The 15,378-nt window shown below is 65.1% G+C and carries 15 protein-coding genes; 9 read left to right on the forward strand and 6 right to left on the reverse strand.

All coding sequences use genetic code 11. The features are described from left to right. The first annotated feature begins 30 nt into the window (after positions 1-30). Entirely contained in the window at positions 31-1,662 is a 1,632-nt protein-coding gene (gene pgi, locus AC16HO_RS12720) for a glucose-6-phosphate isomerase (protein ID WP_395643676.1), read from the forward strand. Between the two features lie 97 nt (positions 1,663-1,759). Next, positions 1,760-2,479 carry a CsgG/HfaB family protein gene (locus AC16HO_RS12725; protein WP_395643677.1) on the forward strand — a complete coding sequence of 240 codons (720 nt, stop codon included), beginning with the start codon at positions 1,760-1,762 and terminating at the stop codon, positions 2,477-2,479. An 89-nt stretch (positions 2,480-2,568) separates the two neighbouring features. On the opposite strand, the gene rluB is transcribed toward AC16HO_RS12725, so the two are convergent. The 3 genes from rluB to AC16HO_RS12740 all read right to left on the reverse strand — a co-directional run bounded on the left by rluB (position 2,569) and on the right by AC16HO_RS12740 (position 5,784). Beyond that, a complete protein-coding gene (rluB, locus tag AC16HO_RS12730; RefSeq protein WP_395643678.1) occupies positions 2,569-4,062 on the reverse strand; it encodes a 23S rRNA pseudouridine(2605) synthase RluB in 1,494 nt (497 codons plus the stop codon). Beyond that, the gene (gene scpB / locus AC16HO_RS12735; protein WP_395643679.1) at positions 4,059-4,838 is read right to left on the reverse strand and encodes an SMC-Scp complex subunit ScpB; all 780 of its coding nucleotides are present in this window, start codon (positions 4,836-4,838) and stop codon (positions 4,059-4,061) included. Before scpB ends, rluB begins: the two co-directional genes overlap by 4 nt. A gap of 91 nt (positions 4,839-4,929) precedes the next feature. Next, a complete protein-coding gene (locus AC16HO_RS12740) occupies positions 4,930-5,784 on the reverse strand; it encodes a segregation and condensation protein A (RefSeq protein ID WP_395643680.1) in 855 nt (284 codons plus the stop codon). A 384-nt stretch (positions 5,785-6,168) separates the two neighbouring features. Between AC16HO_RS12740 and AC16HO_RS12745 the strand changes: the two genes are divergently transcribed. From AC16HO_RS12745 to AC16HO_RS12755, 3 genes are all read left to right on the forward strand, one after another. Further along, a complete protein-coding gene (locus tag AC16HO_RS12745) occupies positions 6,169-6,468 on the forward strand; it encodes a YciI family protein (protein WP_395643681.1) in 300 nt (99 codons plus the stop codon). A gap of 38 nt (positions 6,469-6,506) precedes the next feature. After that, the gene (locus tag AC16HO_RS12750) at positions 6,507-6,755 is read left to right on the forward strand and encodes a BolA family protein (RefSeq protein WP_395643709.1); all 249 of its coding nucleotides are present in this window, start codon (positions 6,507-6,509) and stop codon (positions 6,753-6,755) included. Positions 6,756-6,847: 92 nt separating this feature from the next. Further along, positions 6,848-7,738 carry a foldase protein PrsA gene (locus AC16HO_RS12755; RefSeq protein ID WP_395643682.1) on the forward strand — a complete coding sequence of 297 codons (891 nt, stop codon included), beginning with the start codon at positions 6,848-6,850 and terminating at the stop codon, positions 7,736-7,738. Positions 7,739-7,796: 58 nt separating this feature from the next. On the opposite strand, the gene queF is transcribed toward AC16HO_RS12755, so the two are convergent. Then, a complete protein-coding gene (gene queF / locus AC16HO_RS12760) occupies positions 7,797-8,186 on the reverse strand; it encodes a preQ(1) synthase (protein ID WP_395643683.1) in 390 nt (129 codons plus the stop codon). Between the two features lie 141 nt (positions 8,187-8,327). Between queF and smc the strand changes: the two genes are divergently transcribed. The 4 genes from smc (at position 8,328) to AC16HO_RS12780 (ending at position 13,740) form a co-directional block, all read left to right on the forward strand. Continuing rightward, positions 8,328-11,828, forward strand: a complete 3,501-nt coding sequence (gene smc, locus AC16HO_RS12765) for a chromosome segregation protein SMC (protein WP_395643684.1) — start codon at positions 8,328-8,330, stop codon at positions 11,826-11,828. Positions 11,829-11,906: 78 nt separating this feature from the next. After that, positions 11,907-12,671, forward strand: coding sequence for a cell division protein ZipA (zipA, locus tag AC16HO_RS12770; protein WP_395643685.1), 765 nt, complete (start codon positions 11,907-11,909; stop codon positions 12,669-12,671). 10 nt (positions 12,672-12,681) lie between these two features. Then, entirely contained in the window at positions 12,682-13,110 is a 429-nt protein-coding gene (locus tag AC16HO_RS12775; protein WP_395643686.1) for a hypothetical protein, read from the forward strand. Between the two features lie 234 nt (positions 13,111-13,344). Continuing rightward, positions 13,345-13,740: a phasin family protein gene (locus AC16HO_RS12780; protein WP_395643687.1), complete on the forward strand. Its 396-nt coding sequence runs from the start codon at positions 13,345-13,347 to the stop codon at positions 13,738-13,740. 588 nt (positions 13,741-14,328) lie between these two features. On the opposite strand, the gene AC16HO_RS12785 is transcribed toward AC16HO_RS12780, so the two are convergent. Together AC16HO_RS12785 and AC16HO_RS12790 are read right to left on the reverse strand one after the other, a co-directional pair. Continuing rightward, positions 14,329-14,973 carry a TetR/AcrR family transcriptional regulator gene (locus tag AC16HO_RS12785; protein WP_395643688.1) on the reverse strand — a complete coding sequence of 215 codons (645 nt, stop codon included), beginning with the start codon at positions 14,971-14,973 and terminating at the stop codon, positions 14,329-14,331. A gap of 18 nt (positions 14,974-14,991) precedes the next feature. Further along, entirely contained in the window at positions 14,992-15,249 is a 258-nt protein-coding gene (locus tag AC16HO_RS12790; protein ID WP_395643689.1) for an acyl-CoA-binding protein, read from the reverse strand. Positions 15,250-15,378: the final 129 nt, after the last annotated feature.

Genomic DNA, 15,378 nt, shown 5'->3' on the forward strand with positions numbered 1-15,378 from the left:
CCGTGATTGCCACGCTACACGGAACCCGCCATGCCCAAGCTGACCGAACGTCCCATCTGGCGCGCGCTTGCCGCGCACTGGCGCGCACGCGATGCGCACCTGCGCAACCTGTTCAGCACGAATCCGCGGCGCGGGGAAAAATACACGCTCGATGCTGCAGGCTGGTATCTCGATTATTCCAAGCAGCGCGTCGATGATGAAACCCTGCGCTTGCTGCTGCAGCTCGCCGAGGACGCCGGGGTCGCCGCCAGGCGCGATGCGATGTGGCGCGGCGAGAAGATCAACACGACCGAGCAGCGCGCGGTGTTGCACGTCGCGCTGCGCGCGGCCAGCGATCAGGTCATCGAGGTCGACGGCGGCAACGTCGTGCCCGGCGTGCACGAGGTGCTCGCGCGCATGGCCGCGTTCGCTACGCGCGTGCGCGAAGGCGAGTGGAAAGGGCATACCGGCAAGCGCATCCGGCATGTCGTCAACATAGGCATCGGCGGTTCCGATCTTGGCCCGGTGATGGCCTACGAGGCGTTGCGCGCGTACACGCAACGCGACCTCGACTGCCGCTTCGTCTCCAATGTCGACGGTGCCGATTTCTTCGAGGCGACGCGCGATCTGAAACCCGAGGAAACGCTGTTCATCGTCGCCTCGAAGACGTTCACCACGCAGGAAACGATGGCCAACGCGCGCGCCGCGCGCGCGTGGACGCTGGCCAAGCTCAAGGATGAGGCCGCGGTGGAGAAGCACTTCGTCGCGGTATCAACGAACGCCGCGAAAGTCGCAGAATTCGGCATCGATACGGTAAACATGTTCGGCTTCTGGGATTGGGTCGGCGGGCGTTACTCGATGGATTCGGCGATTGGCCTTTCGACCATGCTCGCGATCGGCCCGGACCAGTTCCGCGCGCTGCTCGATGGCTTCCACGCAATGGACGAGCATTTCCGCAGCGCACCGTTCGCGCAGAACATGCCGGTGCTGATGGCGCTGATCGGCCTGTGGAACACGAACTTCCTCGGCGCGGCGACGCAGGCGGTACTGCCGTACGCAAACTACCTCAAGCGCTTTCCCGCCTATCTGCAGCAGCTGACGATGGAAAGCAACGGCAAGTCGGTGACCCTGGACGGCGCGCGCGTCGATCACGACACCGCGGCCGTGTGGTGGGGCGAACCCGGCACCAACGGACAGCACTCGTTTTACCAGCTCGTGCACCAGGGCACGCGCCTGATTCCCTGTGACTTCATCGGCTTCGTCGAACCGCTGAGCACCTTGCACGAACAACACGATCTGCTGATGGCCAACCTGTTCGCGCAAAGCGAGGCGCTGGCGTTCGGCAAGACTGCCGAGCAGGTGCGCGCCGAGGGCACGCCGGAGTGGCTGGTCGCGCATCGCGTGTTCGACGGCAACCGGCCGAGCAATACCCTGCTCGCGCAGCAGTTGACTCCGCACAGCCTCGGCGCGCTGATCGCGCTCTACGAGCACATCACCTTCGTCCAGGGCGCGATCTGGGATATCGACTCGTTCGACCAATGGGGGGTCGAGCTCGGCAAGCAGTTGGCGCAGAAGATCGCCGGCGAGATCGCGGCGCCGGGCGATGCGAGCCTGGCGCACGACTCGTCGACCAACGCGTTGATCCGGCGATATCGGATGAACCGCGGCGGGGAAAAAGCGTGATACGGTTGGCAGTCCGTGCGTGAATCGTGCGCTGGTAAGCGCAATGGGCCGTCACTAGAATGCATCGTCATCAATCAACCACTGCAGGGAGAGTGCAATGAAGAAGTACGTCATGACCGCCGCAATGGCGCTCACCGGCCTCGCCGCCGCAGGCAGCGCATTCGCCGCGGGCGATGGCCGCCCGGCGATCGGCGTGGCCGAGTTCAAGAACGAGTCCGGCGCCGGCTGGTGGCGCGGCGGTGTGGGCTGGGAGCTGTCGGGCATGCTCTCGAACGAACTCTCCTCGAGCGGCGATTTCCGCGTCGTCGAGCGCAACAAGCTGCAGAACGTGCTTGAAGAACAGAATCTCGCCGCGTCCGGCCGCATCGCTCCGGGCACGGGCGCGAAGATCGGCAAGGTGACGGGCGCGCAGTATCTGGTCATGGGCACGGTGACCTCGTACGAGGAAAACACCTCCGATACCGGCGGCGGCCTGAGCTTCCGCGGCATCGGTCTGGGTGGCAAGTCGAGCGAAGCCTATCTCGCCGTCGACGTGCGCGTGGTCGACACAACCACCGGCGACATCGCCTATTCGCGCACGATCGAAGGCCGCAGCAAGGGCGGTGGCCTGTCGGTCGGCATCTTCCGCGGCGGTTTCGGTGGCTCGCTCGCGCACGAGGAAAAAACCCCGGCCGGCAAGGCGATCCGGGCCGCACTGGTCGAGATCACCGACTACCTCGATTGCGTGATGGTGAAGAAAGACAGCTGCGTAGCCGAATACCGCGGCAAGGAGCAGCATCGTCGCGACAGCAACAAGAAAGCCCTGAAGCTGGATTAAAACGAGGCCACGGACGGCCGAACCGGCTTCGCGATCGAGTCGATCACCCAAAAAAAGCGGCCCGAGGGCCGCTTTTCTTGTTGTGGAGTTCAGCGCCGTCGCCCGCCGCCGCCGCGGCGCCCCTCGGAAGGGTGCAGGCGATTGCCGATGTCGTCGCGCGGCAGCGGTTCGTCCTGGCGGAACGGGCGTTGACCTTGTCCGCCGAAATTGCCCTGATTGCCGCCGCCGCGCGGGCGGTTGTTGTCGCGCTTCGGCTTGAAGCGGTTGCCGGGTTGCGCGCCGCCTTCGTTCTGCGCGAACGGATTGCGGTTCTGGTGGATCGCTCCGCTGTCGCGCTGGCCACGACCCACATTCTGGTCTTGTCCGCCCGGACGCTGGCGATTGCCGCGCTGTGGTCGCTCGTCGCCGGCGAACCAGCTGCGCACGGGCGGCTGGTAGACGCCGATCTGGGTCTGGCCGGCACCGGCACCGCGGCCTTTGCCGCGACGTGGCTGATTCTGGCGCGCACCGGGCTGGCCGGTGCCCTGTCCGCCGCCGCGCGCTCCCTTGCCCGTGCCTTTGCCCTTGTCCTTGCGCTTGTTGTTGCGCTTCGTGCCGGGGCGGAACGGGCCATCGTCGCGGATGCGGTCGAACGCGCGCAGTTCGCGCGCCTCATCGGCGTGCGCGCCGCTCCAGGCCTGCTGCGACTGCGGCGACGGACGGTATTCGTTCGACGCCTTCGCGCGGCGCTGGTTGATCACCGGCTGCAGGGTCAGGCTCGGCTCGGGATCGCCCGCGTTGACCAGCGTACGCAACGCCTTCACCGTGTCCGCGTCGAGCGTCTCGCTCTGTCCGCGCAGCAAGCCGCGCGGCAGTTCGACGTTGCCGTAGCGGATACGCTTCAGGCGGCTGACCATGAGGCCTTGCGATTCCCACATGCGCCGCACCTCACGGTTGCGGCCTTCCTTGAGCATGACGCGAAACCAGGAATGGCTGTCGCCGCGGCTGATCACGGCGATCTCGTCGAAACGCGCAGGGCCGTCGTCGAGATCGATGCCGGCCTGGAGCTTCTCCAGCACTTCATCCGGCACTTCGCCGTGTACGCGGCAGACGTACTCGCGCTCGACCTCGGTCGACGGATGCATCAGCGCATGCGCGAGCGCACCGTCGGTGGTCAGCAGGAGCAGGCCGGTGGTGTTGATGTCGAGGCGGCCGACCGAGATCCAGCGCGCACCCTTGATTTGCGGCAGTTGCTCGAAGATCGTCGGCCGGCCTTCCGGATCCTCGCGCGTAGCGACGACGCCCTCGGGCTTGTTGTAGATCAGCACCCTGGCCTGTTCGGCCGTGTCGTTGACGACGACGAAGACCTTGTTGTCGATCTCGACGCGGTCGCCGGCGCGCACGCTGGAACCGATTTCGGCAACCTTGGTATTGACCCGGATCTCGCCGTTCTGGATGCGCTGCTCGAGCATGCGCCGCGAGCCGAGGCCGGCGTTGGCGAGTACCTTGTGCAGGCGGTCCTCGAAAATGGGGGCACCATCGGGCGCGTCGCCCGGCTGGGGGCGTTTCAGGCTGAGCAGGCTGCGCGATGCAGGCGCGTTCATGGGATGTGCTCCGTGGGGGCAGGCGCCGCATCGGCGCTCGTCATGGTGGTGTCGCCTTCGTCGGCGAGATCGTGTGCTTCGTCGGGCGCGTCCGTTCCGGCCGTATCGGCGGCGGCAGCGGCAGGCGATTCGACGTCGTATTGCGTGCCGTGCGCGGACGTCGCCGCGCCATCGCCATCTATGCTCGCGTCATCCGCCGTGGCACCGATCGCGACCGGCGCCAGACCGAGCTGCGGTTCGAAATCCGAAAGGTCGCGAATCTCGGCCAGCGGCGGCAGTTCGTCCAGCGACTTCAGGTTGAAATAGTCGAGGAAGGCGCGCGTAGTGCCGAACAATTCCGGCTTGCCGGGCACGTCGCGGTGGCCAACCGTGCGAATCCATTCGCGCTCTTCCAGCGTCTTGATGATGTTGCTCGACACGGCCACGCCGCGGATGTTTTCGATCTCGCCGCGCGTGATCGGCTGGCGGTAGGCGATCAGCGCGAGCGTTTCGAGCTGCGCGCGCGAGTAGCGCGTCTGCCGCTCGGTCCACAGTCGCGACACCCACAGGTTCACCTCGGCGCGAACCTGGTAGCGGAAGCCCGAGGCGACTTCTTTCAGCTCGATGCCGCGGCCTTCGCAGTCGCGCGCCAATTCGTCGAGCGCGCGTGCAAGGTCGTCGTGGCTCGGCTGCTCGTCCTCGCCGAACAGCGTGAACAGCTGCGGCAGCGACAGCGGCGCCGACGAAGCGAGCAGGGCGGCCTCGAGGATGCGTTTGAGTTGTTCGAATTCGATCATGGAAAGTACTTTTCTTTTCGCTCGTCGTGCTGGTGGCTTTCATCGGCCGCAGCACGGGTCAAGCCGGAATCCAGTGTCTTTGCTCTGTTGCTCAATTCGCTGTCGCGAGCGACTTCAGATAAATCGGCGCAAGCGGCTCGCTCTGCATGATCTCGATCAGGTGTTCCTTGGCCAGTTCGAGCATGGCGAGAAAGGTGACGACAATGCCGATGCGGCCTTCCTCGGCCTTGAACAGTGTCGCGAATCCGTGGAATGCGCCGTCGCCGAGTGCGCTGAGCACGTCGCTCATGCGGTTGCGCACCGACAGCGCCTCGCGGCGGATCTCGTGATGGCCCTTCAGTTCCGCGCGGGTCAGCACGTCTTTCAACGCGAGCAGCAGTTCGCGCATATCCACCGGCGGCGGCACACGCACCACGGCCTTGTCGGGCACGTGCGCGTGCACGACGGCAAAGTCGCGGTCCGCGCGCGGCATCGTTTCGATGTCCTCGGCGGCTTTCTTGAAGCGCTCGTACTCCTGCAACCGGCGCACGAGGTCGGCGCGTGGATCGTCCTCGACGCCTTCCTCTGCCGGCGGCCGCGGCAGCAGCAGGCGCGACTTGATCTCGGCGAGGATCGCGGCCATGACCAGGTACTCGGCGGCGAGTTCCAGGCGCAGGTCTTTCATCAACTCGATGTAGTCGATGTATTGGCGCGTGATCTCGGCGATCGGGATGTCGAGGATGTCGAGATTCTGCCGGCGGATCAGGTACAGCAGCAGGTCCAGCGGCCCTTCGAACGCTTCGAGGATGACTTCGAGCGCGTCGGGAGGGATGTACAGGTCCTGCGGCATCTGCAGCACCGGCTCGCCGCGCACGATCGCCAGCGGCATTTCCTGCTGCTGCGGAACCTGCGGGAACGGACTGGCCTGTTCGCCGTCGCCGGTCGCGGCGGCGTTTTGCGTGTTCATGTGCGCGATTCGGTCATGCGTGGTTGCCGCGTCCGGCGCGGCCCCCCAAGGACAAAGCGTTGTGCATACGCCAAAGTATAGAAATACAAAAGTACATACCTGCGCACCGCTGCGGCAACGTGTGGAACTGCGGCATGGCGGATACGCGGATGATGTCCCGGTCGCAACGGCCGATTCGCATCGGGCGTGCGCGAGAGGCGATTCCCAAGAGAACTGCGCGGGCGGGTCCTGGCTGCATCGCGGATCGCGACGCCTGCGGGCTGGCCTGCGCTTTGGATGACAGATTACGGGGATTGGCGGCGTCTGTCCAGAGCCGGGGGCCGCGCGGTCCACGGCGGCGGCATAAGGTATCATTTCGAATTCATACCGATGAGACCCCGACCGATGTGGTATGCCATCATCGCAACCGATCATTCCGACACCCTGCAGAAACGGCTCGCCGCGCGGCCGGCCCATGTGGCGCGGCTGCAGGATTTGCAGAGTGCGGGCCGTCTGCTGCTGGCCGGGCCGTTTCCGGCCATCGACAGCGAGGACCCGGGCCCGGCCGGATTCAGCGGCAGCCTGATCATCGCCGAGTTTGCCGACCTGGCCGCGGCCCGGGCCTGGGCTGGCGCCGATCCGTACGTCACCGCCGGCGTCTACCGCGACGTGGACGTGCGGCCGTTCCGCAAGACGCTGCCGTGACCACCGCCGTCGAGCTCGGCCCCGCGCGCATCGCGCGCATGCGCGCGCTGCTCGTTGCCGGACTGGCGCCGGTGCAAGTCGACATCGTCGACGAGAGCCACAAGCACGCGGGCCATGCCGGCGCGCGCGACGGGCGCGGACACTTCCGCGTGCGCATCGTCGCCGCGGCGTTCGCCGGCCTTGCGCAGGTGCGGCGGCACCAGCGCGTCTACGCCGCGCTCGGCACGATGATGCAGACCGACATCCACGCACTGGCGCTGGAGACGCGCGCGCCGGACGAGCTTTGAGCGTGGAATCCGGTCATTCCGGCCGCCCGCAACCGGCGAACGACCGCGGGCCGGAATGACGACAGACAACATTTCCTTGCGAGGGACCCTTCATGCGTAAAATCCTTTCCATCTCCGTTTGTCTCGCACTGGCCGCGTGTTCCGGCGGCAGTACCGGTGACCAGCGCATCGTGCAATTGCCGGCGAACCTGCCGGTGGCGGAAACGGTCAACGGTACGCCGGTACCGCAGGAGCTCGTCGATGCGTTCGTCCGTGTCAAGGCGGCCAAGGCCGACATGAGCAATCCCGAGCAACGCGCCGAGATCCTGCGCGTGCTCGGCGACTACGTATTGCTCGCCGAGCAGGCGCAACGCGACAAGATGCTGGCCGATCCGAAGTTCGCCGCCGAGGTCGAGGTGGCGCGCCTTTCCGCGCTGGCCAACGGCGCGATGATCCGCCTGCAGCAGCAGACGCCGATTTCCGACGATGCGCTCAAGGCCGAGTACGAGGCGAAGGTAGCGCGCATGGGCAAGTCTGAATACGACTTCGGCAACCTGCTGTTCGCGAGCGAGGACGAGGCGCTCAAGGCGGCCGGGGAATTGACTACCGGCAAGCCGTTCGCCCAGGTTTACGACGAGTGGAAAGGCAAGGCGGCGCAGTCCAAGGTGTTTTCGCATATTCCCGCCGGCCAGTTGCCGGAGCCGCTCGCGCAGGCGCTGGCGCAGATGAAGGTCGGCGATTTCTCGCGCACGCCGGTAAAGACCCAGTTCGGCTGGCACGTGTTCCACCTGGATGCGATCAACCCGGTCACGCCGCCGGAGTTCGACAAGGTCAAGGACGAGATCCGGGGCGCCCTGCAGAAGAAGATCGGCGAGGAGCGTCTGGCCAAGCTCAAGCAGCAGGCGAAGATCGAATATCCGGCGGGCAGTGCGCCGACGGTGGTGAAGCCAGCACCTGCGCCCGCTCAACCGGCGCCCGCTGTGGCACCGGAAAAGAAGGGTTAGGCTGGGGTCGGTCATTCCCGCCCCGGGGTGCGCGGGAATGACGAACGAGGAGCAGGCGTTACGCCAGCTCGACCTTCGCTGGCGACTTCCAGCCCTTCTTGCGGTGCTCGGCGATGACCGTGGTGTAGATGCCGCCGCGCACGCCGAATTCCGCGGTCAGGCGCATGAAGCGCGGCTTGGTCGCGCGCACCAGATCGTCGAGGATGCGGTTGGTCACGTCCTCGTGGAAATGGCCTTCGTCGCGGAAGCTCCAGATGTAGAGCTTGAGCGACTTCAGCTCGACGCAGGTCTTGTCGGCCACGTATTCCAGGCGCATCTCGGCGAAGTCCGGCTGGCCGGTTTTCGGGCACAGGCAGGTGAACTCGGGGACGCGCATGCGGATGGTATAATCGCGGCCCGGTTGCGGGTTCGCGAAGGTCTCCAGTTTCTTGCTGGGCTGCGTGGACATGGGCCGTGACTCCTGAATTTCTTGCTGTCGTTCCGGCTTTTGCGGGAACGACGGCCTCGTACGTGGGGCGCGCACCTTAGCGCATGCCCTTGCGCCAGACAACGTGGGCAGCTTCTGCGGCCCCGAATGGAACGGAAACTAGTGCGCCTTACCACGATCAAGCTCTCCGGATTCAAGTCCTTCGTCGATCCGACCATCCTGCACCTGCCCACGAACATGACCGGCATCGTCGGTCCGAACGGCTGCGGCAAGTCCAACATCATCGACGCGATCCGCTGGGTCATGGGCGAAAGCGCGGCCAGCCGCCTGCGTGGCGACGCGCTGAGCGACGTGATCTTCTCCGGGTCCACCGGGCGCAAGCCGGTCGGCGCGGCGCAGGTCGAACTGATCTTCGACAACTCCGATGGCCTCGTCGTCGGCGAGTATGCCAAGTACAACGAGATCTCGGTCAAGCGCGTAGCCAGCCGCGACGGCCAGTCGCAGTATTTCCTCAACGGCGCGCGTTGCCGCCGCCGCGATATCACCGACCTGTTCCTCGGCACGGGCCTGGGCGCGCGCAGCTACTCGATCATCGAGCAGGGCATGATCTCCGAGATCATCTCCGCGCATCCCGATGAGTTGCGTGGCCATCTCGAGGAGGCTGCCGGCATCTCGAAGTACAAGGAGCGGCGCAAGGAAACCGAGAGCCGCATCAAGTCGACGCGCGAGAACCTCGAACGTCTCAACGACGTGCGCGAGGAAGTCGACAAGCAGCTCGAGCACCTGAACCGCCAGGCCAAGGCTGCGGCGCGCTGGCAGGAATTGAAAGCCGAGCAGGCGAAGAAGGAAGCCGAACTGCGCGGCCTGCACTACCGCGCGATCGCGACCGAGCTCGAAGGCCACGGCGACGCGCTGCGCGAGGCCGAGACCGGCATCGAGAAGCTGGTCGCCGATCAGCGCGGGGTGGAAGCGCAACTGGAAACACTGCGCGAAACGCATCAAGGCGCGACCGATCACCTGAATGGCGTGCAGGCCGAGGTGTACCGCGTTGGTGGCGACATCGCGCGCGTCGAGCAGCAGATCCAGCACAACAGGGAACTCGGCGAGCGCCTCGAACGCGCCCGCGTCGAAACCGAAAGCGCCTACGCCGAACTCGGCGAGCACATCGCCGCCGACCGCGAGCAGATCGAGACGCTGCGTACTTCGCTGCTCGATGGCGAACCGAAACTCGAAGCGCTGCGCGAAGCGGCCGAACAGACTGCCGAGGCCCAGCAGTCTTCCGAGGCCGCGCTTGCGCAGTGGCAGTCGCAGTGGGACGAACATTCCAAGGCCAGCGCCGACTCCGGCCAGGCGGCCGAGGTCGAACGCACGCGCCTGGACTACCTCGACCGCCAATCGATGGAAGCCGGTCGCCGCCTCGAAGCGCTGCGCGCGGAGAAACAGGCCGCCGATTTCGCCACCCTGAGCGAAGCCGCCGAGAAGCTTGGCCGGGACCACGACGAACACAAGGAAAAAGTCGAAACCTTTACCGCGATGCTCGACGAGCGCAAGGCGAAGCACGAAGAACTCGCCGGTGAGGAGCATCAGGCCAGCGCCTGGCTCAGCGAAGGCCGCACCTCGCTGCAGACCATGCGTGGGCGTCTCGCCTCGCTCGAGGCCTTGCAGCATGCGGCGCTCGGCCAGGAGAAGTCGCCGGCGCACGAGTGGCTCGAACGCCTCGGCCTCGACAAGGCACCGCGCCTCGGCGAAGCGCTCGATGTCGAAGCAGGTTGGGAAAACGCGGTCGAGACCGTGTTGTCCGGCCTGTTCGACGGCGTGCTCGTCGATGCGCCGTTCGATTTCCTCGGCGAACTCGCGCAGGCGAGCAAGGCCGACATCGCGCTGGTCTCGGCGGAGCGGGGCGGTGCTGCGCGCGCCGGCACGCTGGCCGCGCATGTGACGGGGCCGGTTGCCGCGCTGCATATTCTCGACAGCATCTACACCGCCGACTCGCTCGATGCGGCGCGCACGCGTGCCGCCGGGCTCGCCGCGCACGAGTCCGTCATCACGCCGGCAGGCGAATGGCTGGGCGCGGGCTTTGCGCGCGTGCGCCGGCGCGGCGATGCGCAGGCGGGCGTGATCGCGCGCGAGAAGGAAATCCATGCGCTCAAGGATGAGATCGCCGCGTCCGAGCAACGCATCGCCACGCTCGGCTCGCGTTTCGAGGAACTCAAGTCGCAGCGCGCCGATGCCGAGCGCGCGCGCGACGATGCGCAGCGCGAGCTCTACGTCGCGCACCGCCGCGTCGCCGAACTCGCCGGTGCCTTGCAAAGCCATCGCGGCAAGCTCGAAACCGCGCAGGCGCGCATCGCGCGTGTCGACGGCGAAATCGGCGAGCTCGAAGCCAGGCTTGCGGCCGACGACACGGCTACGCGCGAAGCGCGCGCCCGCCTCGAGGAAGCCGTATCGCGCATGGGCGACCAGGAGCAGCGTCGCCAGCATCTCGACGGCGAGCGTCGGCGCCTGCTCGAGGCACGCGAGGAAGCGCGCATGAACGCGCGCGAGGCTTCCGAACAAACGCACCGCCTCGCGCTCGATATCGAATCCAAGCGCACCAATGTGGCCGCGCTGGAACAGGCGCTGCTGCGCATGAGCAGCCAGCTCGCCCAGCTCGAATCGCGCAAAACGGAAATCGCGCAACAACTCGCCTCGGGGCAGACGCCGCTGGCCGACCTCGAATCCGAACGCCGGATCTATCTCGACCAGCGCCTGTTGATCGACAAGCAACTCGTCGAAGCGCGCCGCGCGCTGGAAACGCACGACCACGAATTCCGCGGTCACGAACAGGAGCGCCACCGCATCGAGCACCTGCTGCAGCAGGCGCGCGAGGCGCTGTCGGAAAAACGCCTCGCCGAGCACGGCCTGAAGATGCGTGCGCAGCAATTGCAGGAGGCGATCGTCGCCGCCGGCCACGAGTTCAGCGCGCTGATCGAATCGTTGCCGCCTGGCGCCGACCACGAGGAATGGCAGCGCGATATCGGCGAGCTCGACGCGAAGATCAAGCGCCTCGAACCGGTCAACCTCGCCGCGATCTCCGAGTACGAGGAACAGTCGCAGCGCAAGACCTACCTCGATTCGCAACTGACCGACCTGAATACCGCGCTGGAAACACTGGAAACCGCGATCCGCAAGATCGATACGGAAACCCGGGCGCGCTTCAAGGAAACCTTCGATCGCGTCAATGCCGGCCTGCAGGAACTGTTCCCGCGCCTGTTCGGCGGCGGTCAGGCCTACCTCGAGCTGACTGGCGACAACGTGCTCGATGCCGGCGTTGCGATCATGGCGCGCCCGCCCGGCAAGCGCGTGACCAGCATCTCGCTGCTTTCCGGCGGCGAGAAGGCGATGAGCGCGGTGGCGCTCGTGTTCTCGATCTTCCGTTTGAATCCCGCCCCGTTCTGCCTGCTCGACGAGGTCGACGCGCCGCTGGACGAAGCCAACGTCGGCCGCTTCTCCAATCTCGTGCGTGAGATGAGCGAGAACGTGCAGTTCCTGTTCGTCACCCACAACAAGGCGACGATGGAAGTCGCGCAGCAGCTCTGCGGCGTCACCATGCGTGAACCGGGCGTGTCGCGCCTGGTTCAAGTAGACTTGGCCGAGGCGGCAAAACTGGCGGGCGCGGCGTGATTTGCAGCTGTGCTCTTGATCGTTATTCCGGCTTTCGCCGGAATGATGGCGTAAGACAAAAGACCCGGAGTTGCCGGAATGGACCCAACCCAACTACGCATCATCCTCGTCCTCGCCGGCATCGCCGTGCTCGCGCTGATCTATTTCTTCGGCCGCCCGCGCAAGCCGGGGCAGGGCCGGCGCAAACCCGGGCAGAGCGTCGATGGCGAGCGCCTCGAACCGTCGCTGGGTGAGATACCCGATCCCGATGCCGTGCCGGCCCAGGGCGAACTCGAAGTCGGCATCCAGAGCGAACTCGACAAGCTCGGCGCCGCGATCTCGGGTGGCCGCGTCGGCGCGCCCACGCCCGTACCGCCCGCACGCAAGGGCCCGCTGCCGGGCGTGCGCCCGGAAGGCCAGCCGGTCGAACGCATCGTCACCCTGCACGTCGCCGCGCGACCGGGCGAGACGATCCACGGCGCCAGCCTGATCGTCGCCGCCGAAAAGGCCGGCCTCCTGTTCGGCGACAAGAACATCTTTCACCGCCTCGTCGCCGGCCGCCCCGAAGCCGGTCCGATCTTCAGCATGGCCAACATGGTCAAGCCCGGCTTCTTCGACATGCGCGGGATCGACAGCCTGCAGACGCCGGGCGTCACCTTCTTCATGGCGCTGCCGGGCCCCGTGCCTGCGCTCGACGGCTGGGACGCGCTGCTGCCGACCGCGCAACGCATGGCCGAATTGCTCGGCGCCAACGTCCTCGACGAGGAACGCAGCGTCCTCGGCCGCCAGCGCATCGCGCATATCCGCGACGAATTGCGCGCCTACGATCGCAAGTACGAGAGTAATCAGATCAAGTTGCGGTAGGACTCACATCATGCTCTCGCTACTTGGAAAGGAACTTAAAGACGACAGCATCATTGAGTTGCTGGAAGACTACGACGTTGATGTCATCTACGCGTTCGATCGTTTTCACGAGAACACACCTGACGTCTATTGGGCAGCAATCCGTTCTATCGGCGTCCAGTTTCGCTTCAACGAGCGTCAAGCTCTCTCGACAATCTTCTGCTATATCGCTGCACGCGACGGCTTCAAAGCTGTGGCGGAGGACGTGGTCGGCGTTCCGATTTACAAGTCATTTCAGCTCGCTGAGCAGGCTTGTCTGGCCAACGCAGCCGCGTATGAAGCCTCACCAACCAAGTCATGGCTTAAAGTGCTGGGCAAAAGTCATCATGTGCACTACGAATTTGGTGATGGAGTTCTTTCCTTGGTTACGCTTATGTTGCCCAAAGAGATGAACTCGTAGCGCGTAGGCTGAACTGACAAGCCCAGCATTTCCCGATACGCAAACAAGCTGGGCTTCGCAGCTCAGGTCCGAGTCACGCAAATGATCCACGTGACGCGGCGTTGAGCGGCCCGCAGGGCCGACTCCAACGCCGCGAGTTATTCCGGCGCGCAGCGTCCGGAATAACCCCAGTTAGTGTGAATGTTCTAGCCCCGCCCGCTAGCTTCCATTGCATTCCATCAATGAGGCAACACCATGGCTGGCAAGAAGACCAAGAACGTCAAGATCGAGATAGCGAATACGCCGGCGGAGCAACTGCGCCGCGTCTGGCTCGCCAGCCTCGGCGCGTTTTCGCTGACGCGCAAGCACGGCGGCCAATGGTTCGGCCGTTTCGTCGAGGACGGACAGGGTTTTGCCTCGCGCGGCACGCAGTTCGCGCGCGAAACCGTCGCAGACGCGCAGGCGCAGGCGACCGGTGTCTTCAGTCCGATCCTGCTGCGCGTCGAGAAGCAGTTCGGCGCCTATGCGCAGGTCGTCGAAAACGGCGTCGGCCGCGTGCTCAACCGTTTCGGCATTCCGACCAAGCGCGAGATTGAAGACCTCAGCCGCCAGGTCGCCACGCTGACGCGCAAGCTGAAGGCCGCGAAATAATCTTCAAATGTTCCCTTCTCTCGCTGGCGGGAGAAGGTGGCCTGAAGGGCCGGATGAGGGTGGCGTAGCCGAAGACAGTGACGTTCTCCCAAATGCCATCCTCACTCGAAGCGCTTTGCGCTTCGACCTCTCCGGCTAGCGGGAGAGGTGCACAATCGAGGTTCGACGCTTTTTGATCCTGCTTTTGTTCAGCTCTTGATTTTCGGGTCCCCGTTTGCCGCGGCGAGGGCATGACGGAATAGTCCGCAAGGATCGCGCGCAGGAAGCGCGCGAGTTCGCGAATGGACACGGATGTCCATCGAGCGAACCCCGGCATGACCTCGCGCACCCGGAGCGCGAAGCGCGGAGGGCGCGGCATCCGGGGTGCATTTCTTTTGGTTACTTTTCTTTGTGCAAGCAAAGAAAAGTGACCCGCGCGCGGGATGCGCGCGGAAAGGCGAATGGACGCGGTTGCAAGAGCAGAACAAGATCAAAATGGATTCCGGCTTGCGCCGGAATGACGAGCAAGAGCAAAGTCGCTGGATTCCCGCCAAAAGCATGCGGGAATGACCAGCAAGAAGCAGGCAAGATGAATCGCGAGCGAGCGCGTCAGCGCCGATACGCCTGCGCCAGCGTATTGAGATGCACGCGTTCCGCATCGCGCAGGAACGGGGCAATCAGCAGCATCACTTGGTAGATGCCGTGGGTCAGGTCTTCCTGGCTCGGTGCGATCTTGTGCAAATCGCCGCTGCCGCGCACCGCGTTGAAGTTGAGCCAGAACGTCGTCACCAGCAGCACGTTCTCCGCGGTTGCGCGGATCTCGTCGGCAGTCGCGCGCACGATCCCGGCCTGGGCGAGGCCGGTGAGCACGTCGCGCGTGCTCGCGCCCGCGCGGGTGAGAATGCGCGCGAAGTGCGAACGCAACTTGCGGTTGCGCGAGAGGATGTCGACGAGATCGCGGTAAAGAAAGCGGTAGTCCCACATGCACTCGAACACCATGTGCAGCTGCAGCCACACGTCCTCGAGCGTGGGTAGGCGATCGTCGGGCACGAGCAGGGCCTGATCCATGCGCGTTTCATAACGCGCGAAGATGTGTTCGACGATGTTTTCCTTGTTGCGGTAGTGGTAGTAGAGGTTGCCGGGGCTGATCTCTAGCTCGTCGGCGATATGGTTCGTGGTGACGTTGGGCTCGCCCTGCGCATTGAACATCGCGAGGCTGACCTCGAGGATGCGATCCTTCGTCTGCCGCGCCATGTGCGCCGCTCGCGGCGGTCAGCCGCCGAGCTTCTTGACGAGGTCCACGTATTTCTGCTGCGCGTCTTCTGCCTTGGTGCCCTTGAGCTTGGCCCAGGCTTCGTACTTGGCGGTGCCGACGAAATCGAAGAACCCGGGCTTGGGGCCGGAGACGTCGCCTTCCGAGCCCTGCTTGTAGAGCGCGTAGAGTTTGAGCAGGGTGTCGTTGTCCGGGCGTTCCTTGAGCTGCTTGACGTCTTCGCTCGCTTTCTCGAACTTCGCTTTCAGGTCGGCCATAAATTTCCCCGGAGGACTGCGCGGAATTTTACGCACGCGGCGTTCGCCCGGTCAACGCAGATGCCGATTCAAACGCCAATGCGATGCAACGCAGCACGCATTCCATTCGCGACGTGCAATACTCGCCGC

This window comes from Rudaea sp., assembly GCF_057139185.1.

Excerpts from the sequence above, each read along its gene's own strand:
- pgi (WP_395643676.1), top strand. The coding sequence starts at position 31 with ATGCCCAAGCTGACCGAACGTCCCATCTGGCGCGCGCTTGCCGCGCAC.
- AC16HO_RS12725 (WP_395643677.1), top strand. The coding sequence starts at position 1,760 with ATGAAGAAGTACGTCATGACCGCCGCAATGGCGCTCACCGGCCTCGCC.
- rluB (WP_395643678.1), bottom strand. The coding sequence starts at position 4,062 with ATGAACGCGCCTGCATCGCGCAGCCTGCTCAGCCTGAAACGCCCCCAG.
- scpB (WP_395643679.1), bottom strand. The coding sequence starts at position 4,838 with ATGATCGAATTCGAACAACTCAAACGCATCCTCGAGGCCGCCCTGCTC.
- AC16HO_RS12740 (WP_395643680.1), bottom strand. The coding sequence starts at position 5,784 with ATGAACACGCAAAACGCCGCCGCGACCGGCGACGGCGAACAGGCCAGT.
- AC16HO_RS12745 (WP_395643681.1), top strand. The coding sequence starts at position 6,169 with ATGTGGTATGCCATCATCGCAACCGATCATTCCGACACCCTGCAGAAA.
- AC16HO_RS12750 (WP_395643709.1), top strand. The coding sequence starts at position 6,507 with ATGCGCGCGCTGCTCGTTGCCGGACTGGCGCCGGTGCAAGTCGACATC.
- AC16HO_RS12755 (WP_395643682.1), top strand. The coding sequence starts at position 6,848 with ATGCGTAAAATCCTTTCCATCTCCGTTTGTCTCGCACTGGCCGCGTGT.
- queF (WP_395643683.1), bottom strand. The coding sequence starts at position 8,186 with ATGTCCACGCAGCCCAGCAAGAAACTGGAGACCTTCGCGAACCCGCAA.
- zipA (WP_395643685.1), top strand. The coding sequence starts at position 11,907 with ATGGACCCAACCCAACTACGCATCATCCTCGTCCTCGCCGGCATCGCC.
- AC16HO_RS12775 (WP_395643686.1), top strand. The coding sequence starts at position 12,682 with ATGCTCTCGCTACTTGGAAAGGAACTTAAAGACGACAGCATCATTGAG.
- AC16HO_RS12780 (WP_395643687.1), top strand. The coding sequence starts at position 13,345 with ATGGCTGGCAAGAAGACCAAGAACGTCAAGATCGAGATAGCGAATACG.
- AC16HO_RS12785 (WP_395643688.1), bottom strand. The coding sequence starts at position 14,973 with ATGGCGCGGCAGACGAAGGATCGCATCCTCGAGGTCAGCCTCGCGATG.
- AC16HO_RS12790 (WP_395643689.1), bottom strand. The coding sequence starts at position 15,249 with ATGGCCGACCTGAAAGCGAAGTTCGAGAAAGCGAGCGAAGACGTCAAG.